General features: G+C 64.6%; 21 protein-coding genes. 19 read left to right on the forward strand and 2 right to left on the reverse strand.

Going from position 1 to position 22,296, the window contains the following annotated elements:
* Positions 1-5 precede the first annotated feature (5 nt).
* Positions 6-902, forward strand: coding sequence for a U32 family peptidase (locus tag O3299_RS02810; RefSeq protein WP_034783050.1), 897 nt, complete (start codon positions 6-8; stop codon positions 900-902).
* Positions 903-979: 77 nt separating this feature from the next.
* A complete protein-coding gene (locus O3299_RS02815) occupies positions 980-1,462 on the forward strand; it encodes an SCP2 domain-containing protein (RefSeq protein WP_180278580.1) in 483 nt (160 codons plus the stop codon).
* A gap of 33 nt (positions 1,463-1,495) precedes the next feature.
* On the opposite strand, the gene O3299_RS02820 is transcribed toward O3299_RS02815, so the two are convergent.
* Entirely contained in the window at positions 1,496-1,759 is a 264-nt protein-coding gene (locus O3299_RS02820) for a heavy-metal-associated domain-containing protein (RefSeq protein ID WP_077402408.1), read from the reverse strand.
* A 248-nt stretch (positions 1,760-2,007) separates the two neighbouring features.
* On the opposite strand from O3299_RS02820, the gene O3299_RS02825 reads away from it, so the two are divergent.
* The 17 genes from O3299_RS02825 (at position 2,008) to O3299_RS02905 (ending at position 21,748) form a co-directional block, all read left to right on the forward strand.
* Positions 2,008-2,874 carry an ABC transporter substrate-binding protein gene (locus O3299_RS02825; protein ID WP_305061446.1) on the forward strand — a complete coding sequence of 289 codons (867 nt, stop codon included), beginning with the start codon at positions 2,008-2,010 and terminating at the stop codon, positions 2,872-2,874.
* A 272-nt stretch (positions 2,875-3,146) separates the two neighbouring features.
* Positions 3,147-4,829 (forward strand): aspartate-alanine antiporter, encoded by a 1,683-nt coding sequence (gene aspT / locus O3299_RS02830; RefSeq protein ID WP_099664623.1) that lies wholly within the window; start codon positions 3,147-3,149, stop codon positions 4,827-4,829.
* Positions 4,830-4,885: 56 nt separating this feature from the next.
* The gene (aspT, locus tag O3299_RS02835) at positions 4,886-6,574 is read left to right on the forward strand and encodes an aspartate-alanine antiporter (RefSeq protein WP_305060089.1); all 1,689 of its coding nucleotides are present in this window, start codon (positions 4,886-4,888) and stop codon (positions 6,572-6,574) included.
* A gap of 76 nt (positions 6,575-6,650) precedes the next feature.
* Complete coding sequence (locus O3299_RS02840) at positions 6,651-8,261, forward strand: bifunctional aspartate transaminase/aspartate 4-decarboxylase (RefSeq protein WP_099664621.1); 1,611 nt, start codon at positions 6,651-6,653, stop codon at positions 8,259-8,261.
* 177 nt (positions 8,262-8,438) lie between these two features.
* On the forward strand, positions 8,439-9,863 hold the full coding sequence (locus O3299_RS02845; RefSeq protein WP_289899050.1) for a TolC family protein: 1,425 nt from the start codon (positions 8,439-8,441) through the stop codon (positions 9,861-9,863).
* Between the two features lie 2 nt (positions 9,864-9,865).
* Positions 9,866-10,840 carry an HlyD family secretion protein gene (locus tag O3299_RS02850; RefSeq protein WP_305061447.1) on the forward strand — a complete coding sequence of 325 codons (975 nt, stop codon included), beginning with the start codon at positions 9,866-9,868 and terminating at the stop codon, positions 10,838-10,840.
* Positions 10,841-10,846: 6 nt separating this feature from the next.
* Entirely contained in the window at positions 10,847-12,028 is a 1,182-nt protein-coding gene (locus O3299_RS02855) for an ABC transporter permease (RefSeq protein WP_305061448.1), read from the forward strand.
* The gene (locus O3299_RS02860) at positions 12,025-13,173 is read left to right on the forward strand and encodes an ABC transporter permease (protein ID WP_305061449.1); all 1,149 of its coding nucleotides are present in this window, start codon (positions 12,025-12,027) and stop codon (positions 13,171-13,173) included. The genes O3299_RS02855 and O3299_RS02860 overlap by 4 nt, the downstream gene beginning before the upstream one ends.
* 2 nt (positions 13,174-13,175) lie before the next feature.
* Positions 13,176-13,694, forward strand: a complete 519-nt coding sequence (locus O3299_RS02865; protein WP_305061450.1) for a hypothetical protein — start codon at positions 13,176-13,178, stop codon at positions 13,692-13,694.
* A gap of 14 nt (positions 13,695-13,708) precedes the next feature.
* Complete coding sequence (locus O3299_RS02870; protein ID WP_305061451.1) at positions 13,709-13,831, forward strand: hypothetical protein; 123 nt, start codon at positions 13,709-13,711, stop codon at positions 13,829-13,831.
* A gap of 75 nt (positions 13,832-13,906) precedes the next feature.
* Entirely contained in the window at positions 13,907-15,487 is a 1,581-nt protein-coding gene (locus tag O3299_RS02875; protein ID WP_305053292.1) for an AAA family ATPase, read from the forward strand.
* Positions 15,484-15,969 carry a hypothetical protein gene (locus O3299_RS02880; protein WP_305061452.1) on the forward strand — a complete coding sequence of 162 codons (486 nt, stop codon included), beginning with the start codon at positions 15,484-15,486 and terminating at the stop codon, positions 15,967-15,969. Before O3299_RS02875 ends, O3299_RS02880 begins: the two co-directional genes overlap by 4 nt.
* Positions 15,970-15,978: 9 nt before the next feature.
* A complete protein-coding gene (locus O3299_RS02885) occupies positions 15,979-16,956 on the forward strand; it encodes a hypothetical protein (protein WP_305061453.1) in 978 nt (325 codons plus the stop codon).
* On the forward strand, positions 16,953-18,737 hold the full coding sequence (locus O3299_RS02890) for a VWA domain-containing protein (RefSeq protein WP_305061454.1): 1,785 nt from the start codon (positions 16,953-16,955) through the stop codon (positions 18,735-18,737). Before O3299_RS02885 ends, O3299_RS02890 begins: the two co-directional genes overlap by 4 nt.
* Before the next feature lies 1 nt (position 18,738).
* Positions 18,739-19,332: a hypothetical protein gene (locus O3299_RS02895; RefSeq protein WP_305053288.1), complete on the forward strand. Its 594-nt coding sequence runs from the start codon at positions 18,739-18,741 to the stop codon at positions 19,330-19,332.
* Positions 19,329-20,708, forward strand: coding sequence for a capsule biosynthesis protein CapK (locus tag O3299_RS02900; RefSeq protein ID WP_305061455.1), 1,380 nt, complete (start codon positions 19,329-19,331; stop codon positions 20,706-20,708). The genes O3299_RS02895 and O3299_RS02900 overlap by 4 nt, the downstream gene beginning before the upstream one ends.
* Positions 20,705-21,748 carry an AAA family ATPase gene (locus O3299_RS02905; RefSeq protein WP_305061456.1) on the forward strand — a complete coding sequence of 348 codons (1,044 nt, stop codon included), beginning with the start codon at positions 20,705-20,707 and terminating at the stop codon, positions 21,746-21,748. Before O3299_RS02900 ends, O3299_RS02905 begins: the two co-directional genes overlap by 4 nt.
* Here the strand turns inward: O3299_RS02905 and O3299_RS02910 are convergent.
* Positions 21,705-22,283 (reverse strand): TetR/AcrR family transcriptional regulator, encoded by a 579-nt coding sequence (locus O3299_RS02910; RefSeq protein ID WP_289911676.1) that lies wholly within the window; start codon positions 22,281-22,283, stop codon positions 21,705-21,707. The genes O3299_RS02905 and O3299_RS02910 overlap by 44 nt on opposite strands.
* Positions 22,284-22,296: the final 13 nt, after the last annotated feature.

The following is a 22,296-nucleotide window of genomic DNA, read 5'->3' on the forward strand; positions in this document are numbered from 1 at the left end:
TGAACATGCTGAAGCTTTCACTGGGCCCTTTGCTGTACTACTGGCCGCGCGCCACCGTCTTCGAGTTTTACCAGCAGATCGCCGGTACCGCCGTCGATATCGTCTACCTGGGCGAAACCGTCTGCTCGCGCCGGCATGAGGTGCGCCTGGCCGACTGGCTCGATATCGCGGACATGCTGGCCGCCGCCGGCAAGGAAGTGGTGCTGTCGACGCAGGCGCTGATCGAGGCGGGCGCCGAACTGGCGACCCTGCGCCGCATCACGGGCAATGGCCGCTACGGCGTCGAGGCCAACGACATGGGCGCCGTGCACTGCATGGAAAAGGGCACGTCCTTCGTCGCCGGTCCCCATCTGAACCTGTTCAATGGCCCCAGCCTGCAATTGCTGGCGCGCCTGGGCGCGCGGCGCTGGGTGATGCCGCTGGAAATGGGGCAGACGGCGCTGGCCGAGATGCAGCGCCAGAAGCCGGAAGGGCTGGAGACGGAAGTCTTCGCCTACGGGCGCATGCCGCTGGCGTTTTCCGCGCGCTGCTTCACGGCGCGCAACCGCAACCTGCCGAAGGACGATTGCGGCTACAGCTGCCTGGAAGAGCCGGACGGCCTGCTGCTGCGCACGCGCGACGAAGTGCCCTTCCTCGTACTGAATGGCACGCAGACGCAGTCGGCGCTCGTCTACAACCTGGTGCGCGAACTCGACGCCATGCGCGACATGGGCGTGGCGGTGGCGCGCATCAGCCCGCAGGCCATGCATACGGAACAGGTCATCGCCATCTTCGACCGCGCCCGCCGCGGCCAGGTCAGCGGCATCGGCGCCCAGGCTCAGCTGGCGGCCTGCCAGCCGGCCGGCGCCTGCGACGGCTACTGGCACGGCCAGCCCGGCATGGAACAGCACGCCGCCCATTGAACGCCTCGAAAGGAAGCACCATGCAAGATCAACTGGAAAGATTGCCCGTCCCGGCCCCAAGCCCCGCCAGGCCGGGCATGAGCAAGCCCGCAGTGTCGTACCGGCTGCCCGAACCGCTGGCCGAATTGCTGTCCAAGCTGCCCCCGTATCCCGCCTCCTGGCTGTTCGTGCAGGGCTTGAACCGCCTGCTGGCGCCGCAATTGCCCGACGACGTGCGGGGCAGCCTGGAAGGGCGCAGCTTGCGCTTGCGGCTGCTGGACGCGGGCATCGCCTTCGATTTCGAGTGGCAGGGCACGGTGTTCGTGGCGGAGCGCTATGCGGACGTGCCGGACCTGTGCATCGCCGCCAGCGTGCATGATTTGATGCTGCTGGCGCGGCGCCAGGAAGATCCGGACACGCTGTTCTTCAGCCGCCGTTTGAGCCTGGAAGGCGACACGGAACTGGGCTTGCTGTTCAAGAATACGCTCGATGCCATCGAGTTGCCGCCATTCGACCTGCAGGCGCTGGGGCCGCGCCGCGTGCTGGCGCATCTGCGCGACCGGGGCGCGCGGGAAGGCTGAGCGAAAAAAGGGAGGGCGGGCGCTCAATGGCGTTCAGTGGCGGCAGTGGCCGCAGGCGCCGCTGCACGAGGCCAGCTGTTCTTCATCCGTCGCCTCGCCCATGAAGCCGGCGTCATTGACGGCGGCCAGCAGGCGTTCCTGCGTGGCCAGCCGTTCGTCGAACTGCACCGTGGCGCCGTGGCGCGCCAGCGAGACGCACACGGTGGCCACGCCCGTGACGGCTTCGAGCGCGCCCGTCAGCCTGTCGGCGCAGCCTTCATGATCCATTCCGATAATATTCAAGCGTGCTGTCTGCATGGGTTCCTCTTGTTTTTCAGATAAAAAAACAGCGTAGGCGAGCCATGCGCATGCCGTCCAGAGCAGCACGCAAGATTTATTTTGTATTTGCGGTTTTATTGATCTGGATTAATCCCCAGCCCTGCGGGTCACCTTGAAAGTGCTGTTGTTTTGTACACAGTTGCCGTATTCCAGTCGACAAGCGTGCCCTGCTGCGCGATACTGTCATTCTGATAAGAACGCTATGACAGCGCTGGAAAGGAGGGGCCATGCAGCGCCGCCCCCTGCTCAAGCTTGCCGCCCTGTGGCCGTTGGGTGCGGCCGCCGGCGCGGTGCCGCCGCTGCCGCTCGTGTATCCGCGCCACCAGGCGCTCGATGATCCGCAGCAAGGTTATGTGACGGCCTTGCTGCAACAGGCGCTGGCCAGGTCGGGTCAGGCGTATGCTTTGCGCCGCTCCGAACTGCGTATGGTGCAGACGCGCGCGATGCAGGAAATCGCCACTGCGTCGGGCGGTGTCGACGTCGTCTGGGCCATGACGAGCCGCGCGCGCGAAACGCAATTGTTGCCGGTGCGCATCCCCATCGACCGCGGCCTGATCGGCTGGCGCGTGGCCCTGATCCAGGCCCGCCAGCCGCAACTGCTGCGCGGCGTGCGCAGCATCGCCGCCCTGGCGCGGCTGTCGGCCGGCCAGATGCGCGACTGGCCCGACTCCGCCATCCTGCAGGCGAATGGCTTGCGCCTCGATACCTCGAGTACCTACGAAGGCCTGTTCCAGCAACTGGCGGCAGGGCGCATCGATTACTTTCCCCGTTCCGTAATCGAGGCGCAAAGCGAACTGGCCAGCCATGCGCACTTGCCGCTGGCGCTCGACGCCTACCTGGTCATCCGCTACCCGGCCGCGCTGTACTTCTTTGTCGGCCGGCACAGACCGGAACTGGCACGCCACATTGCAAGGGGACTGGAAAGCATGCTCGCCGATGGCAGTTTCGCGCAGCTATTCCAGCGCCATTTCGGCCGCCTCGCGGATGGCCTGCAGCTGTCCCGGCGCCACGTGCTGGAGCTGGCCAATCCCGACTTGCCCGAGGAGACGCCGCTGGCGCGCAAGGCACTTTGGTATCGTCCCAAACATTACTAATAATCTTATTGATTAATGTCAAACAGCGGCTTCAATCGTGCGCCCGATGTTTGATGAAGCGCAAAGCGAGTTCAACAGAACACCTGTTGACACTTATTAAATTTTCGCCGAACATAATTCCACGTTGCAACTCTTTTGGACTACGTTCCCAGCACAAGCGCTTGCCGCAGGTGTCGTGCGGGAGCCGTGCGCCCGTTCCACAGCCAGCTGCCGCCAGCCGCCGAACGCGCTGTCCCCTTGTCACCATCCGTTATCTTTTCGAAGGTTCGTCCATGCTCGATTCGATCACGTCCGTATTGCACCAGGTGCCGGAACTGGCCCTGTTCCTGGCGCTGGCGCTCGGTTACGCGGCAGGGCAGATACGCTTCGGCCCCATCCAGCTGGGCGGCGTGTGCGGCACCCTGGTCGCCGCGCTGCTGATCGGCCAGCTGGGCATCACCCTGGACGCCAGCGTCAAGAATGTCTTCTTCATGCTGTTCATCTTTGCCCTCGGCTATGCGGGCGGCCCCCAGTTCTTTGCCAACCTGAATGCCAAGGGCTTGCGACTAGGGCTGCTGTGCCTGATCGAAGTGGTGGTGGTGCTGGCGCTGGTGCTGCTGGCCACGCGTTTCCTGGGCCTGGACCAGGGCACGGCGGCCGGCATGATGGCGGGCGCGGCGACGGAGTCGGCCGTCGTCGGCACGGCCACGGACGCCATCTCGAAGCTGGCGCTGCCGGCCGCCCGCATCGCCGAGCTGCAGGCCAACGTCGTCACCGCGTATTCCATCACGTACATTTTCGGCCTGATCGCCATCGTCATCGTCACCAGCCAGATTTTTCCGCTGTTGCTGCGTGTCAACCTACGCGAAGAAGCCGATAAGTTGTGGGAAAAGATGGGCGGCGCGCAGACCGACGGCGACGGCGTGCAAGCCACGCCGGAGATGGTGGGGCGCGCCTACCGCATCAGCCGCGGCGCGGGACGCCGCCTCGACGCCTTGCAGCATATCTTTGCGGGCCGCGCCAGCATCACGCGCGTGCGCCGGCATGGCAAGGTCTTGCCCTTGGAACCGGCATTGCGCCTGCGCAATAACGACGAAGTGCTGGTGATCGGCCACCGTCCCGCGCTGGTGGCGGCCGAAGCCATCCTGGGCGAGGAATTTGCCGACACGACGGGTTTGAATATGGCCGTCTCGGCCGTCGAAGTGGTGCTGCAGCAAGCCGCGCTGGTGGGCCAGCCCTTGCGCCAGCTGGCCTTGCCCTCCGGCGTGCACGTGGCGGCCGTCGTGCGTGGCGAGCACAGCATGCCGCCCTTGCCGGACCTGGCCCTGCAGCGCGACGACGTGCTGCGCCTGTACGGCACGACGGAAGGGCGCGAGCTGAACACGGCGCTGGCCGCCATCGGCAAGCGCGTGCCCACGGGCGACCGCAGCAATATCGTCTACGCCAGCATCGGCATCGTGCTGGGCGTGTATATCGGCGGCTTTAGTGCCAAGCTGGGCGGCATCCCGTTTTCGCTGGGCACGGGCGGCGGCGCCTTGCTGACGGGCCTCGTGTTCGGCTGGTACCAGGCGCGCAAGCCGGGCATGCAGGGCATCCCCTCCAGCGCGCTCGACATGATGAAGGATATCGGCCTGGCCACCTTCATCGCCTGCGTGGGCCTGGCGTCGGGGCCGCAGGCGATCGATCTGATCCGCCAGTACGGTCTGTCCTTGCCGCTGATGGGGGTCTTGATCGCCGTCATCCCCGCCTCGCTGTCGCTGCTGGTGGGGCACTTTTTCCTCAAGCTGGAAGCGCCCGTGCTGCTGGGCGCCATCGCCGGCCAGCAGTGCAGTACGCCGGCTTTGTCCGCCGTGCAGAACGCGGCCGGCAATTCCACGCCCTTGCTGGGTTACACGATTACGTATGCCATCTCGAACGTGGTGCTGCCCCTGCTGGGGCCGCTGATCGTGGCCCTGGCCGGGTCGGTGCATGCATGAGCAGCCAGCAAGGGCAAACGCAGTAAAGAATTCCTTCAACACGAAAGGCGGTCCGCATGGAATGGTTGCATGAGTTATTCAAGAAGTCGCCTGAAATTGCCTTGTTTCTCTCCCTGGCAGTGGGTTACTACATCGGCAAGATCAAGTTCGGCTCGTTTCAGCTGGGCGGGGTCGCCGGTTCACTCCTGGTGGCGGTGCTCGTCAGCCAGGTGGGCGTCGCCATCGATCCCGGCGTGAAATCGGTGCTGTTCGCGCTGTTCATCTACGCCGTCGGCTATGAAAGCGGGCCGCAATTCTTCAATTCCCTGGGCCGCCAGTCGGTGCGCGAAATCATCCTGGCCGTCGTGCTGGCCGTGACGGCGCTGCTGACGGTGGTCATCCTGGCCAGGGTCTTTGGCCTGGACAAGGGCCTGGCGGCCGGCGTGGCGGCGGGCGGCTTGACGCAGTCGGCCATCATCGGCACGGCCGGCGACGCGATCACCAAGCTGGGCCTGGCGGCCGACGAGGTGGCGCGCCTGCAGGGCAACGTGGCCGTCGGCTATGCCGTGACGTATGTGTTCGGCTCGTTTGGCGCCATCATTGTCTGCGTCAATATCTTGCCGAAACTCATGGGGCGCACCATCCGCGAAGATGCGATCAAGGCGGAAACGGCGTTGCAGGCGGGCGTGCAAGTGCTGGGGCCGGGCCAGACGCCGGCCGCGCCCGACCTCATCGGCCGCATCTACGACGTGGGTCCGGGCGCCGGGCGCTCCGTGGCGGACATCGAAAGCGCCCATCCGAGCACGGCCATCACCATCGAACGCGTGAAACGCAATGGCCAGATCATCGACGTCAGCCCGGACCTGGTGCTGGCGGCCGACGATATCGTGCTGCTGGTGGGACGCCGCGAAGCCATGCTCAGCGTGTCTTCCCAGTTGGGCAAGGAATTGCTGGCCGTCGAAGGCATGGAACTGGTGATGCAGCGCCGCGACATGGTGCTGACCAACAAGGCTTACCACAACAAGACGGTGGGCGAAATCCGCAGCGCCACGGCGCCGGGTGTACGCCACGGCATCTTTGTCGTGCAACTGAGCCGCATGGGCAAGATTCTGCCCATGCAAGCGGAAACCGTCGTGCAGACGGGCGACGTGGTGACCATCTACGGCGCCGAGCAGGACGTCAAGCGCGTGGCGGCTGAAGTGGGCTACATGATCGTGCCGAGCGCCAAGACGGACTTCGTCTACATGGGCGCCGGCCTCGTCGTCGGTTTGCTCGTGGGCTTGCTGGTGGCGCGCATCGGCTCGATTCCGCTGACCTTGGGCAGCGGCGGCGGCGTGCTGCTGTCGGGCCTGGTATTCGGCTGGTTCCGCGCCAAGCGCCAGACGTTTGGCTACATGCCCAGCGGCGCCGTGCAAATCCTGAAAGACCTGGGCCTGGCCGGCTTCGTTGCCGTCGTCGGCCTCACGTCCGGCCTGCAAGCCGTGCAAACCGTGCGCGAACACGGTCTGACCCTGTTTGGCGTGGGCGTGGTGGTGACCATCCTGCCGATGATCTTGACCATGCTGATCGGCCGCTACATCTTGCGTTATGACAACGTCGCCATCTTCGCGGGCGCCTTGTCCGGTTCGCGTAGCGCCAATCCCGCGTTCGGCGAAGTGCTGAACGCGGCGCAAAACTCGATCCCCACCGTACCGTTTGCCATTACGTATGCCCTGGCCAACGTTTTCCTGACCTTGCTGGGGCCGCTGATCGTGGCCTTCGTCTGAGTCGGGCGTATTTGCAGGACCTAAGCCGCCTGTGCGGGGCTTTTCCCATATTGTCAGTTGATAAGGAGTCGTTGAAATGGATTTCAGTAACCCAAGCAAACTCGCGCTGTTGAGCCCCTTCGAATTGAAGGATGCGCTGATCCAGACGGCCAAGCAAAGCAACCGTCTGATGCTCAATGCGGGCCGCGGCAACCCGAATTTCCTGGCCACCACGCCGCGCCACGGCTTCTTCCAGTTCGGCCAGTTTGCCATGACGGAAGCGGAACGTTCCTATGTGTACATGGATGACGTGGGCGGCTTCCCCACGCGCGACGGCATCGAGGCGCGCTTCGAAATCTTCGTGCGCAAGCATGAAGGCAACCCCGGCGTGCATTTCATCGAGGCAGCCATGTCGTATGTACGCGACCAGCTGGGCCTGGACGCGGGCGACTTCATCTACGAGATGTGCGAAGCCATTCTCGGTTGCAACTATCCCGTGCCGGATCGCATGCTGCGCCTGTCCGAGAAAATCGTCGGCCAGTATATTCACCGCGAAATGATCGGCGACCATCCCTTCGTCGGCAACTTCGACATGTACGCCGTCGAAGGGGGCACGGCGGCCATGACGTATCTGTTCGCCAGCCTGAAATCGAACCACATCATCCAGGAAGGCGACACGATTGCCCTGGGCATGCCGATCTTCACGCCGTACATCGAGATTCCCCAGCTCAATGATTACAAGCTGAACACCGTGCATATTGATGCGCCTCAATCGAACAATTGGCAATTCACAAAGAAAGAGCTGGACAAGCTGCTGGACCCGAAAGTCAAGGCCTTCTTCCTCGTCAATCCCAGCAATCCGCCATCCGTCAAGATCGACGATGACACACTGGAATACATTGCGAAGATCATCAAGAAGCGCCCGGACCTGATCATCCTGACCGATGACGTGTACGGCACGTTTGCCGACAACTTCGTCTCGCTGTTCGCCATGTGCCCGTACAACACCATCCTCGTGTATTCGTTCTCGAAATACTTCGGCGCGACGGGCTGGCGCATGGGCGTGGTGGCCACGCATGAGAAAAATGTACTCGACGACAAGATTGCCAAGTTGCCGGAAACCATCAAGAAGCAGCTCGATGCGCGTTATCACTCCATCACGACGGAGCCGCGCGAGCTGAAATTCATCGACCGCCTGGTAGCCGACAGCCGCACGGTGGCGCTGAACCATACGGCCGGCCTGTCCACGCCCGTGCAGGCGCAGATGACCTTGTTCTCCCTGTTCTCGCTGATGGATGAAGAGCAAAAGTACAAGCAGTCGATGAAGCGTATCGTGCTGCGCCGCAAGGAAGCGCTGTACCGCGAACTGGGCTTGCCGATGGTGCACGACGCCAATTCCGTGCGCTACTACCACCTGCTGGACATGGAATCGCTGGCCGCGCAGATGCATGGCGTGGAGTTTTCGCAGTGGCTGCTGAAAAAGCTCAAACCGAACGAAGCGCTGTTCCGCCTGGCCGAGGAAACGGGCGTCATCCTGTTGCCTGGCCGCGGCTTCGGCACCACGCACCCGTCCGGCCGCGTGTCGCTGGCCAACCTGAACGAATACGACTACGCCAACATCGGCCGCGCCATCCGCAACATGGCGTCCGAGTTCTTTGCCGTATTTGAAAAGGAAAAGGAGAAGGGCGGCAAGAAGGCGAAGAAGTAATTCGCCGGGTAGCTGCTTGAGCTCAACGGGCGCCCCGCAAGAGGCGCCCGTTTTTATGTGTCGGCTCCGGTAACCAATAGTGCAGGCTGGAATAGACATCCGTAGATATAATTGCTATTGTGAAAGTATAAACATGGCAACCCCGTGCTTTCCCCTCATTCATTGACTGGACGCTACATGGGCAGATTGCAAGGACACTTATCATTATTGCTGGCGGGCGCGCTGGGCGCGGCCATGCCCGCCCTGGCGCAGTTGCCGGCCGGCGCGCCGCTGACATTCAACGAAGCGCTGCAGCAGGCGGCCCAGGCTTCGGGCGCCGTGCAGGGCGCCGCGCTCGACGTGCGCGCCAAAACCCTCAAGGCGGAGGCGCTGTCGAATATCGATGGTCCTTCCGTGGACTTGACGGCGTTTCGCGGCCGTTTGTCGACGGATTTGAGTATCGACACGAGCGGCTTGTCCGGCGTGGTGGGCGGCATCGAATCCGTGCTGCCGCCCATTCCCGGCTTGCCCACGCCGCACATTCCCAATTCCCTGAACCGCGAAGTGGTGACGGACCTGACCTCGTTCGGCTTGCTGGGCATGTGGCCCATCTACACGGGCGGGCGCCTGGACGCCGTCAAGGGGCTGGCATCGAGCCTGACCCTGGCCGCGCAGGCCGAGCGCACGGAAGCGGAAGAGCAACTGGCCACCCTGGTGGCGCAGCGCTATTTCCAGTTGCTGCTGGCCAAGAGAGTGGTGGCCGTGCGGGCCGAAGTGACGGCCGGCGTGACGCAGCACCAGCGCGACGCGGCCAAGCTGGAAAAGGGCGGCCTGATTTCGCGCGCGGAACGCCTGCGCGCCGACGTGGCCCTGGACAGCGCCCGCAGCGACGAAGCGCAGGCGCGCAGCGACGAGGAAATCGCCCAGGTGGCGCTCGATCGTTTGCTCGCCGTCAATACGCAAGTGCGCCCCAGCACGCCGCTGTTCGTCAACAGTTTGCCGGTTGGCACCTTGCAATCGTTCATCAGCACGGGCATGCGCGAAAATGCGAACTGGAAAAAGATCGACAGCAAGCGCGTGCAGGCCGAGCAAGCCTTGAAGCTGCATGGCAAGGAATACGCGCCTACCGTGTTTGCCATCGGTAACTACAATTTGAACCGCGGCAATGAAAAGCTCGTGCGCTCGAACTGGGCCGTCGGCCTGGTCGTGTCCGTGCCCCTCGTGCACCGCATCAATACGGGCAAGATGATTGCCGCCGCCAAGCTGGACCAGGAGCGGGTGGAAGTGGTGGCGCGCCAGGCCGAGCGCGACATTCCCACCCTGATCGAAAAGAATTGGCGCGCGCTGGAAAACGCCCGCATCCAGTACCTGTCCACGGCCTCGTCGGTGGAGCTGGCCCGCGAAAATATCCGCCTGCAAACCGTGGCTTTCCAGCAAGGGCAAGTGACGTCGCTGGAAGTGGTCGACGCGCGCCTGAACCTGGCGAAGGTGGAAACCCAGCGCGCGCAGACGGCCTATAACTATGTGATGGGGCTGGCGCAATTGCTGGAAGCGACGGGCGAAACGCAGCGCCTGGGCAGCCTGGCGGCCGCGGCCGATATCCAATTACCTGTGGACAAATAATAATGAGTACCTCCAAAAAACCCTTGGCCATAGTCGCCGCCGTCATTGTCCTGGCCTTCGTGGGCTGGGGCTTGTACCAGGCCTTCCAGCCGCAGCGCCTGCCATTGCAGGGACAGATGGATGCGCAGGAAGTCAATGTCTCGTCGAAAGTGCCGGGCCGGGTGGGTGAGCTGTACGTCAAGCTGGGCCAGACGGTGCCGAAAGGTGAGCTGCTGTTTCAGCTGACGAGTCCGGAAGTGGATGCGAAGATCGCGCAAGCGACGGCCGCCACGCAAGCGGCCGAAGCCGTGGCGCACAAGGCGCAAGCGGGAGCGCGTCCGGAAGAAATTGCGGCTGCGAAAGCGAACTGGGAGCGGGCGCAAACGGGGGCCACCATCGCCAAGACCACCTATACCCGCGTCAACAATATGTTCGAGCAAGGCGTGATTGCCCAGCAGAAACGTGATGAGGCGCAGGCCCAATGGCGCGCCGCCGACCAGCTGGCCCAAGCGGCCCGCGCCCAGTTTGATATGGCGCAAAAGGGCGCCCGTCCCGAAGACAAGACGGCCGCCGCCGCCCAGGCGCGCCAGGTAGGCGCCGTACTGACGGAAGCGCAGATCGCGCTGGCCGAGACGAAGATCGCCGCGCCGGTGGCCGGCCAGGTCAGCAAGATCCAGATCCAGCCGGGCGAACTGGCGCCGCAAGGTTTCCCCGTGATTACCCTGGTGAACCTCGATGACGCCTGGGCCGTGCTGCAAGTGCGTGAAGACGAGATGGCGGCGTTTTCCATGGGCAGCACGCACACGGCGAACGTGCCGGCCTTGAAACAGCAACTGAGCTTCAAGGTCAGCTCGGTTGCCGTGCTGTCGGACTTCGCCACGTGGCGCGCGGCCCGTCCGGGCGGCACGGATTTGCGCACGTTTGAAATCCGTTTGCGTCCCGCCATCAAGGTCGAGGGCTTGCGTCCGGGCATGTCGGTTGTGTTCCCGCCGCTCTGATAGCCGATGAGCGAGATTGACAAAGAGCAGCCGGCGGCGCTGGCACGCGAGTGGCGGCGGCTGCGCGGCGACTTCTGGGACTTCGGCATGCTCAGCTGGATTCCTGTCGTGCTGTGCGGCATGTTGTGGCTGGTGTTTTCCGCTGGCATCGCGCGCGACTTGCCCATCGTCGTCATCGATAACGACAATTCCACCCTGTCGCGCCAGCTCACGCGCTGGCTCGACGCTTCGCCCGGCATCGAGGTGGCGGCGAAAGTGGCGTCCAGCGATGAAGCCCTGCATCGCTTGCGCGAACGCACGGCGTTCGGCTATCTGCTGATCCCGAACGATTTCGAGCAGAAACTGCTGGGCGGCCGGCAAGCCACCGTGCAATGGCTGTACAACGCGCAGTTTTCCTCGCACGCGGGCGCCTTGCTGCGCGACGTGCGCACGGTCAGCACGACCTTGTCGGCCGGCATCGAGATGACGGCGCGGGTGAAAAAGGGTATGTCGGGCGTGCAGGCGGCGGCCCAGTTCGAACCGATACGCACGACCCTGAACAGTTTGTATAACGAAAACATCAGCTATGAAGCGTTTTTAACGTTGGCGCTGATGCCGGCCATGCTGCAGATTTTCATCGTCGTCGCCGTCGTCACGAGTATCGGACGCGAGTTGCGCGACGGCACGGTGCCGCAATGGCTGGCCTCGGCCCATGGCAGCTGGCTGCGCGCCGTGGGCGCCAAGCTGCTGTTCCCCCTCGTCGCCTATTGCGCGCTGGCGCTGCTGTACTTGCTGTTCTTCAGCCTGGCGCGGGATTGGGCCGTGGCGGGCAGCTTGCCGGCATTGCTGCTGAGCATGTTGCTGCTGGTGCTCGCGTATTGCGGCCTGGCCACCTTGCTGATCGCCGCCACCCTGTCCCTGCGCCTCGCGCTGTCGGGCGCGGCCTTCATCACGGCGCCCGCGTTCGCGTTTGCGGGCCAGGCTTTTCCCTTGATGGCCATGCCGGCGCCAGCGCGCGCCTGGGCGGAAGCCTTGCCGCTTACGCATTATCTGCAGCTGCAAACGAAATACTGGCTGGCCGGCGCGCCGTGGCGCTATGGCGTGCAGGAAATGCTGATACTGGCCGGCATCGCCATCGGCTGCGGCGCCGTGGGCGTGTTCCTGCTGGCGCGCCGCGCGAATGCGCCTGCGGCCTGGGGGCGCACATGATCTGGCCGGCCTTTGTCGCCACCTGGCGCGCCATGCTGACGGACAAGGGAGCGCTGACCTTGCTGTTTATCGGCGGCATCATCTATTCATTCTTCTATCCGCTGCCGTATTCGACGGAAATCGTCCAGCGCGTGCCCGTGGCCGTCGTCGACCAGGACCGCAGCGCCATGTCGCGCCAGCTGACGCGCTTCGCCATGGCCCACCCATCGCTGCACGTGGTCGCCGTCACGCCGGACCTGCCCGTCGCACAGGATTTATTATGGCGCGACCAGATCATGGGCGTATTGATCATTCCCGATGGTTTGCAGACGGACGTGCTGGCCGGCCGCGCCGCCCACGCGCAAGTGGCGGGCAATGGCTTGTATTTGATGCTGAACAAGGTGGCCCTGAACGGGCTGGCCGAAGTGGTGGGCACGGTGTCGGCCGGTATTGAGCTCAAGCGTTTGGGCGCGGGCACGCCGTCCACCATCCAGGCCAACCAGCAGCGCTCGCCCATCGCCTTCGACGCCGTGCCCCTGTTTAACGTCAAGGAAGGCTATGGCGCCTATGTCGTGCCAGGAGTGGCTACTCTCATTGTGCAGCAGACTTTGCTGATCGGCATGACCATGCTGTTCGGCACATGGTACCAGCGCAAGGCCTTCCCCGTGGCGGGCAGGCGCACGGCGGGTGGGTACATGGGCATGCTGCTGGCGTTTGCCTGCGTGGCGTTTTTGAACTGCTGCTATTTCTTCGGCTTTGTCTTCTGGTTCCAGGATTACCCCCGTGGCGGCAACTTTGGCGGCATGCTCTTGCTGCTGGTGCTGTTCTCGCTGTGTGAGGCGGCCTTCGGCATGCTGCTGGGCATGCTGTTCCGCACGCGCGAGCGGGGCACGCAGCTGATGATCGCCACCTCGATGCCGGTGCTGTTCCTCGCGGGCCTGACCTGGCCCGTGTCGTCCATGCCCGTCGTGCTGCAATGGCTGCGCTGGCTGCTGCCGTCCACGGCCGGCATCCAGGGCTTTGTTGCGCTTAATCAAATGGGCGCCTCGCTGTATGAAATCCGCCATGAAGTGGCCGGGCTGCTGGCCTTGCTGCTCGTGTGCGTGGCGCTGGGCTGGTGGCGCTGGCGCGCCGAGGCGTCGGCACCCGTCATCAAACAAGGATGAGCATGAAACCAGAGAACGCGCTGGAGCCCCCACTGGCTGTGGCAGAAGAAAGGTATGCCACGATTTTGGCATCGATACTGGCTTATACGCAGTTCTGTGACACACATGGCGACGACGACAACGCCGAATACGACAGACTCGCGGATCAATTACAGGCACTAAGCGGAAAAGATATTTCCCGCTTCAATTTGCGCGAGTGGTGGGAAGAGGAGGGGGCGGAAGTGCTGGCGTTCAGGATCGCCTTGCCCGATCCCGTGAAACTCGACGGCGTCAGCAGGACGGACATCGCGCACATCGTTGCCAGGTTAGGCACCTTCGAGTTGCCCGAAAAAGACGCCAGCGAACCACGCTTCCAGCAGATATTCAGCGCTTTTCTTGATGACTACTACCACGCCTGGCTGAAGCTGCACTGCAAGACCTACAACTACCAGAAAATATTCGGTGTGCACAAGGATAAGGACGGAAAGCGCTGGTGGCTGAGCGACGACGAGAAGGTTGACCTGCTCTGGCCGCATCGCTAGCGACGGGATCCATCATGCGTTTTGCTCAGCAGATGGTGCCCGACGTGATGGCGGCCAGCGATTCTCCGGCCGTGGCCGCGCTGACGGCGCTGGCCGAGCGGCAGCCGGTGTTTTTGGCCACACCGATGGCGGGCTGAGCTGCTTTTCATCCGAACCGGTGCTTGCAGGTGGCTTGTGCAATAATTTCATTTCCTTAATGGAAGAATATTGCCATGCCGTCTTTTAATCTGTTCCAGCGCCTGTCCCAGGCCCCCACCAAACCCAAGGCGGCGCCCGCCGCGCGGCAGTTCGACGTGGCGGACCTGTACCAGGGCCCCATCGCGCTGGGAGCGGAAGGCGAGGCGCAAGCCCGGCCTTTCGATGAAAAGCTGCGTCAGGCATACTTTTGGATTGTCAACCACGCCATCATCAGCCCCCATTACGATATCGAATACAACGATGGCCCGTCGCAGACGTATGCCGTGGGCGACAGCCGCCGCACCCTGAATTTGCCGTCGGCGCAAAGCTATTCCAGCTTCATTTTGCTGCCCCTGCTGACGTTCGCCACGCGCCGCAAATGCCTGTTCGTCGGCGGGCCGGGGCGTGGCAAGACGGCCAGCGCCCTGTTGATGGGCGTGCTGGCCGGTTCCACCGTCAAGGAAGTCAAGCGCGCCATGCAGCATGGCCATCCGCAGATGACGGTGGCCGACTTGCTCGGCAATCCGCTGCCGGCCGACCTGGTCAACGCGCAAAGCATGGACGATATCCGCATCGCCTGGCGCGCCTGGCTGGGCATGCGCGTGAAGATCGTCGATGAATACAACCGCATCCCCACGCGCACGCAAAGCGCGCTGCTCACCGTCATGGGCGACAATTACGCGGAAGTGCTGAACCATATTTACGAATGCCCGGAAGCGGCCTGGTATCTGACGGCCAACGATGACCAGGGCGGCGGCACCTACCAGGTGATCGAAGCGCTGCGCGACCGGGTCGACGTGACGGTGCAGGCGCTGGCCTTCAACCCCCGCTTCCTGAATGAACTGCTGCTGCGCGTGGAAGAAAACGTGCGGCCAGAAGAGCTGGTGCCACCCGATATCATCTTTACGGAAGCGGAGGTGGATCAGATTGGCGAATCCATCCGCCAGGTGGGCGTGCCCGAAGCCGTGCGGCGCCGCCTGGAATTCTTCGCCAGCCAGTTCGAGCTGTTCGAGACGGCGGGCGGCCAGTTCGAATACATGACCAAGGATACGGCCCGCCTGGCCGGCGCCGACCGTGGCGCCGCGCAGGCGGCCGACAATGGGCGCGACCGTTTGAAGGATCTCGGCTGCCAGACCTTGAATGGCATTTCCGTGCGCACCCTGATGGCGCTCTTGATCTACGCCAAGGCCATGGCGTATTTCCGCGGCAATGGCGAGGTGGAGCTGGAAGACTTGCGCCAGGTGCTGCCATTCGTCCTGCATAACAAGCTGCAGCCGGACCCGGATGCGCCATTTTTCGCGCTGCCGGAAAACGCCGCCTACCGCAGCGACAGGCTGGGCTGGCTGCGCCGCCTGTTCGATCTGTCGAACGATGAATTCAACCGCCTGGACCTGGACCGCGATGACCCTGTCGGCGTGCTGTCGGCCGAATTCGACCTGGGCCTCGATGGCGTGAGCGAGCGCGAGACCCTGGCGCGGTTGAACCGCATCGAAAAGCTGATCGGCGAGCGTACAAAAGGAAGAAAGCTGTACGGACCCCTGTATGATGATTTGTTGAAGCTCAAGTACCTGCACCAGCGCTATACGAATTACCGCAGCTGGTTGCGTTCGCAATGAACGACGCACTGAACATCGACCATTGCCGCGGTTTTCTCGACGCGCTGGCCATGTTGAACAGCGAGGCCAGCGACCTGTGCGCAAGCTATGAGCTGCAGCGCCTGCCCGATGCGCCGGACCTGCTCACGGCGCTGGGCTTGCGGGTGAAAGATTACGCCCTGAGTGTGAGCATCCCGGCGCGCGACTTGCCGGCGCCCTTGTGGCAGATCACGGTGGCGCCGTGCGGGCGCGCGCACCTGGAGCAGGTGTGCCAGCGCTGGTTCTTTTCGTCGGATCACATGCGGACGGCGCCGCCGGACCGTTTCCGCGCCTGCCTCGTCAACGCCTTCCTCGAGGCGCTGGACATGTCGCTGGCCGCATTCACTGTGCATATCGTGACGATGACGCCGCCCTCCGGTTTCTGGTACGCGATCCACTGGGACGAGATCGCGTTCGAATCAGGGGATGAGCGCTATCTGCTGCATTTTTCGCACAGCGATTGAGGAGGAACAATGATTTCTCCTGCCTTCGCAACTATCCTTGCCAGTGGCCGCGCCCAGTTCAACGGCCGCGCGGCGGAAGCGCGCCGGCGCTTTCCCGCGCTCGACATGGCCGCCTTTGGCGCCTTCTTGCACGATGGCGTCGATCCGCTGGTGGTGGCCGTGGCCGCCGCAGCACCCGAGCGGGCGGGCGGCGCGACCCTGGCCGCCTACGACATGGCCCTGGAGCTGGTGGGCCATGGCCTGGCCGGTCCGGCCGCGAAAAATCCCTTCCTCAATACCGTCTGGCGCGAACTGGCGCCATCGTTTGCGCCGCTGCTGGCGATGGCCCCCGTCGACGTGCTGGGCATGCTGAGCAACGCCGCCATCCACATTTCCTCCGTGGCGGGCGCGCGGCCCGCGCAATGGCAGGCCGGGATGGCTGCCGTCGCGCCGCAAGTCGGCAGCGTCGCACAGCTGCGCGCCGTGGGCCAGGTGCTGGCCTGGCGCGCCGGCGTCGCGCATTTCCGCCAGGGCGCGCTGGCCGCCGCCGACACCTTGCCGCATGCGCTGGCGTTGGCCGCCTTTGGCGAACCGGGCGCGCACTGGCCGCAGGTGCATGCGCAGCTCATGGCGAATCCGTGGCGCGGCAACGCCGAGGGCAGGGAGTTCGGTTCTTTTACTGGCCTGGGCGGCGCCTTCGCCACGCCGCCGCAAGTGCGCGCCACGCCGGACGGCTTTGGCTTCGCTGTGCGCAGCGCGGAGCGCCATTATTTGCTGGTGGCCGATGCCTATGGCGCCGTGCTGCACAGCGCCACGGCGCAGGAGTTTGAGTTGGCGCAAACCGCCGTGCCGGCGTCCGTGCGCCTCGATGGGGCCACCGTTCACGTCGGCGCGCGCAGCATCGCGCTCGACCTGCCGGCAGGTGACATCGCGCTTGCCGCGAATGCGCACACGCTGGCCATCACGTCGCCGTGGACGCACGCGATCCGTTTGCTGCCGCTCGCATGAAGAACGATGCCGACTTGATCGACCGCTGGCGCGCCGCCTGGCCCGAGGCCCTGGCCGCGTGGAGCAAATTTACGCGCCTGCGCGACCCGAACCTGTGCGCCAGCCGCGTCGAGGCCAGCAGGCAGGGCTTGTCCGGCAGCTTCGCCATGATCCGCTTGCTGGACCAGAGCGTGGTGGTGGACTTGCCGCTGGTGACGGAGCTGGGCCTGGACGACTATGCGCTGGAAGTGCTTGCCCATGAAATCGGCCACCACATTCTCGCGCCGGGCAGCGCCAGCGACCAGTTCCGCCTGCTGGCGCGCATGCGCCGCGCCTTGCCGACCCTGGAGCAGCATGCGCCCATGGTGGCCAACCTGTACACGGACCTGTTCATCAACGACCGTTTGCAGCGCCAGGCGAATCTGCGCATGGCCGATATCTACCGCAAACTGCAGCATGGGCGCTCTGCGGAGGCGAATGCCAAAGGCAGCGGCGGCGTGTGGACCCTGTACATGCGCATCTATGAAAATCTGTGGCAGTTGCAAAAGGGCGAACTCGGAGGCGGTAGTGCAGACGAACGCCTGGACACGGATGCCTGGCTTGGCGCGCGCCTGATCCGTGTTTACGCGAACGACTGGATGCTGGCGGCGGGCCGCTTCGCCACCTTGCTGCTGCCCTACCTGGTGGAAGATACGGATGCCCTGGGTGACATTGACCCCAGCCGCTATCTGCAGGACACGCGCGACGCGGCACGCGGCTGCCAGACGTATGGCGCGCAGCAGATCGAGGATGACGAAGAGGACGGCGCCATCCATCCCGTGCACGACAAGCGCATCTCGGGCCTCGATGGCGAGGAACCTGCCGCCGAACCTGCGGCCGAGGCGCCAGTCAGGTCGGGCGGCGGCCAGCTGCGCGAACCGTTCGAGCTGGGCGACATTCTGAAGGCGTCGGGCGTGGACTTGAGCGACCATGAAATCGCCATCCGCTACTACCGCGAGCGGGCTTTGCCGCACCTGGTGGCGTTTCCCAGCCGCCCGGCGCCCGAATCGCCGGAGCCGCAGATGGAAGGGCTGGAGCCATGGGAAATTGGCGACCCGCTGGAAGACATCGACTGGCTGCAGTCCGTGATGCAGTCGCCGCGCCCCGTGCCGGGCGTGACCACCGTGCGCCGCGTGTATGGCCGCGAACCGGCGCGCGCCACCGACGCCGTGCCCGTCGACCTGGACATGTACGTGGACAGTTCCGGCTCCATGCCGAACCCGCAGGCGCATACCTCGTTCCTGACCCTGGCCGGAGCCGTCATCGCCTTGTCCGCCCTGCGCGCGGGCGCGAAAGTGCAGGTGACCCTGTGGAGCGGCAAGAACGAAGTGATGCTAACGCCAGGTTTCGTGCGCGATGAAGACATGATCCTCGGCGTGCTGACGGAATTTTTTGGCGGCGGCACCTGTTTCCCCATTCACCGCCTGCGTCAGACCTATGCGGCCAAGCGCGAACGGCCCGCGCACATCTTGATGATTTCCGACGATGGCATCACCACCATGTTCGACCAGGATGAACTGGGCAACAGCGGCTGGGATATTTCGGCGAAAGCACTGGCCCAGGGCGGTGCGGGCGGCACCATGGCCCTGAACCTGGCGCGCGACTGGGATGGCGCGGCCAGCCACCAGTGGCTGCAGCAGACCTATGACGACTTGAAACGCGCGCGCCGCGAGCAGGGCTGGGATATTCACGCCGTTGAGCGCTACGAGGACTTGCTGGACTTTGCGCGGGCGTTCAGCCAGCGCCACTATATACAATCATGACATGCAGATTCCCGGACCCCACCTCGAAAGATTAACCCACCGCCTGGCCGACACGCCCGTCGAATTCCTCGCCGAGCCCCGCATCGCCGGCGTCGCCAATGCGCAGGCAGTGGCGGTGGCGGCGCTGGTCAACGACGTTTTGCTGCTGCATGGCGCGCGCGCGCCGGCCGCGTCCCTGCAGGGGTTCATCGGCGCGCAAGTGAAGGCGGACCGCAACCGGCTGGCGCTGGCCATGATCCTGTGCTGGCTGCTGGCCGACGAGTGGTTCACCGCGCAGAAGTTGCCGCAGCCAGCCTTGCTGCAGGTACTGGGCGAGGCGGCGCGCGAACTGGCCGCCGCCACGCCGGCCCACCAGTTCACGCAAGACCCCGAGCGGCGCGAGGAACTTGCGCGCATCGTGCTGGCGCGCCTGGATTTTCGGCCCCTCGACGAAAGCGTGGCGCAGGCCACGGACAGATTGTCCGCCATCAGCGGCACGGAGCGGCGCCGCCTGCTTGAAGCGAGCCGCCTGGCCGAACAGCGCGCGCGGGAGATCCGCGAGGCGCTGGCGAAGAAGGCGGCCGAGGAATCGGCCGACAAGTGGTCGCGCGAATGACGCTCGCTGGCAAAGCTGATGTCAATCTGCCGGGCGGCGCCTGGGAATCGGACCGCGACTACTGTCCCACCCTGACGCAGGAGGGCGTGCGCATGCTGGAAAAACTGCGCAGCCACCCGGCGGCGCCCAGCTACCGCAACCGCAGCGGCAACAAGCTGCAGGCGGCGGAAGTGGCGGCCTTGCGCGCCTACGAGCAGGAAGTCATGCAGGCGGATATCGGCTGGAGCGCCGATGTGCCGCCGCCCTGGCTGGCGGATTTCCTCAGGACGGTCTACGCCACGGTGCCGCATTACCGCGCCTGCGGCTCACCGCCCGCGCGCCTGGCGGACGTGGCGCCCATCAGCCGCGCCGAACTGGCGCACGACATCGCCGCCTTCGTGCCCGACGATGCGGACCTGGCGCGCATGATCAATTTCCAGACGACGGGCACCACGGGCCATCCGCTGCTGATCGCTTCGCACCCGCTGGTGGCGGGGCGCTACCTGGCCTTCCACAAGCGCGCGCTGCGCCGCTTCGGCGTGACCCTGCGCCATGGCGCGGGGCAGGTGGGCGTGATGCTGCTGGGGCACCAGCGCCGCTGCTTCACCTATGTCTCCGTCACGCCGACGATGAACGAATCCGGCCTGGCGAAGATCAACCTGCACCCGGACGACTGGCGCGCCCCGGACGACCGCGCGCGCTACCTGGACGCCATGGCGCCCGAGCTGATCGCGGGCGACCCCATCTCGTTTGCCGAGTTGCTGACCCTGCCCATGGCGCACAAGCCCGCCGCGCTGCTGTCCGTGTCGATGATGCTGTTGCCCGGCATGCGCGCGCGTCTCGAAGCGGCGTTCTGCTGCCCCGTGCTCGATATCTATTCGCTCAATGAAGTGGGGCCGGTCGCCGTCTACGACGAGCAGGCGGGCGGCCACGTGCTGCTGCAGCACCGGCTGTACGTGGAAATCCTCGATAGTGCGGGCCAGCCCGTGCCGGACGGCGCGCGCGGCGAAATCACGGTGACGGGCGGCTTCAATTTCTGCCTGCCCCTGGTGCGCTACCGCACGGGCGATTACGCCTCGCTGGCGCATGGCCCGCACGGCCCCGTGCTGGTGGGGCTGGCCGGCCGCAGCCCCCTGCGCTACAGGACGATGACGGGCGAGTGGATCAATAATATCGATATCACGCATGCCTTGAAACCGCTGGCCATCGCCCTGTTCGGCGTGCACCAGCATGGCGACGGCGGCATCGCGCTGCGCCTGGCGCCGAACGCCATGCCGCAGGCTGACCGGGCGCGCGCCTTGCTCGCGCCTTTTTTCGGCGCCATCACCGTCGAGACCCTGCTGGCGGAAGACAAGATCATTCAATACACCTCGGATTTGCAGGAAGCAGTGGCATGAACCTTTATAAACGCGGCCTCGTGGTCGGCAAATTTTGCCCGCTGCACCAGGGCCATGAACTGTTGATCAAGCGCGCGCAAGACGCCTGCGAAGAACTACTGGTGGTCAGCTACACCAGGCCCGAATTTCCCGGCTATGAGCCAGCGCGCAGGGAACGGTGGCTGCGCGCGCAATTTCCGCAGGCGCACATCGTGGTGCTGGACGATGCGCGCCTGGCGGCCCTGTGCGCCGCGCGCGGCGTGCCTGTCCGCCATCTGCCGCACAACGACGACGATGGCGAGCTGCATCGCCACTTCATGGGCTGGCTGTGCTGGACGGTGCTGGCGCTGCCCGTCGATGCCGTGTTCACCAGCGAAGACTATGGCCCCGGCTTTGCCCAGGTGCTGGAACGGCATTATGCCGGCGGGCCGGTGGCGCACGTGAGCGTGGATCAGGCGAGGACCCTGGTACCCGAGTCCGGCACCAGGGTGCGGCAAGATCCGCATGCGCACAGCGCCTTCCTGTCGCCGATTGTGCGCGCCGATTTTGTCGCGCGCGTGTGCGTGCTCGGCGGCGAATCGAGCGGCAAGACCACCTTGGCGCAGACGCTGGCGGCGCATTTCGAGACTGCCTGGGTGGCTGAGTATGGCCGCGAACTGTGGGAAAGCCAGGATGGCATATTGAACTATGACGATTTGCTGAAAATCGGCCGGGAACAGCTGCACCGCGAAGCGCACGCGCTATTGGCCGCGCGGCGCTGGCTGTTTTGCGATACCTCGCCCATGACGACGTATTTCTACTGCGTCGAGATGTTTGGCAAGGCCGAGCCGGAGCTGGCGCGGCTGGCCGAGCACGGCTACGACCTGGTGCTGCTGTGCGCCCCTGATTTTCCCTTCATCCAGGACGGCACGCGCCGCGACGAGGATTTCCGCGCGCGCCAGCATGCGTGGTATCAGGCGGAGCTGGCGCGGCGGGGGATCGCCTTTGTCGATGTGTCAGGTTCGGTGGACGACAGGATCAGGCAGGTGGCGCAAGTGCTGGCGGCGCGAATGCCGTGCTGACCGCCGCCAGTATCTCGTCCGAAAACGCGGCATCGTCGACGGCGCGCGCCAGCGCCACGGCGCCCACCATGGCCGACAGCATGACGATGGCTTCCTGCCGGGGGGGGCGTTTTTTCTGCCACGGAAAATGCGTGGTCAGCTTGCCGATGATGGATTTCAGGTGGAAGGTGAAGGCGGGCAGCACTGCCGGCTGCTTGCGCGCGTCGCCGGCCAGCGCCGCCAGCAAGCAGCCGTTTCCCGGCGCATCGCGGTGGGCCGCGCTCACATAGTCGCGCACATACTGGCGCATGGCTTCCGGGCTGATGGTTGCCGCATCGAGCGCCGCGCGCGAGTGCTCCGAGCCGTGCAGCGTGCTTTCCGCCATCAGCGCTTCCTTCGAGGCAAAGTGGTTGTAGAAGGGGCCATGCGTGAGTCCTGTCGCCTTCATGATCTGTCCCACGCTGACGCCGTCAAAGCCCTGTTCACGGAACAGCCGCGCCGCTTCCTGCAGGATGCGCTGGTGTTTTTCTGCCGTCTCGGCCGCAGGGTATCGCATGGTGTTCTCCCGA

It is taken from the genome of Janthinobacterium sp. SUN176, from assembly GCF_030587335.1.
In the GTDB taxonomy this organism is placed as follows: domain Bacteria; phylum Pseudomonadota; class Gammaproteobacteria; order Burkholderiales; family Burkholderiaceae_D; genus Janthinobacterium; species Janthinobacterium kumbetense.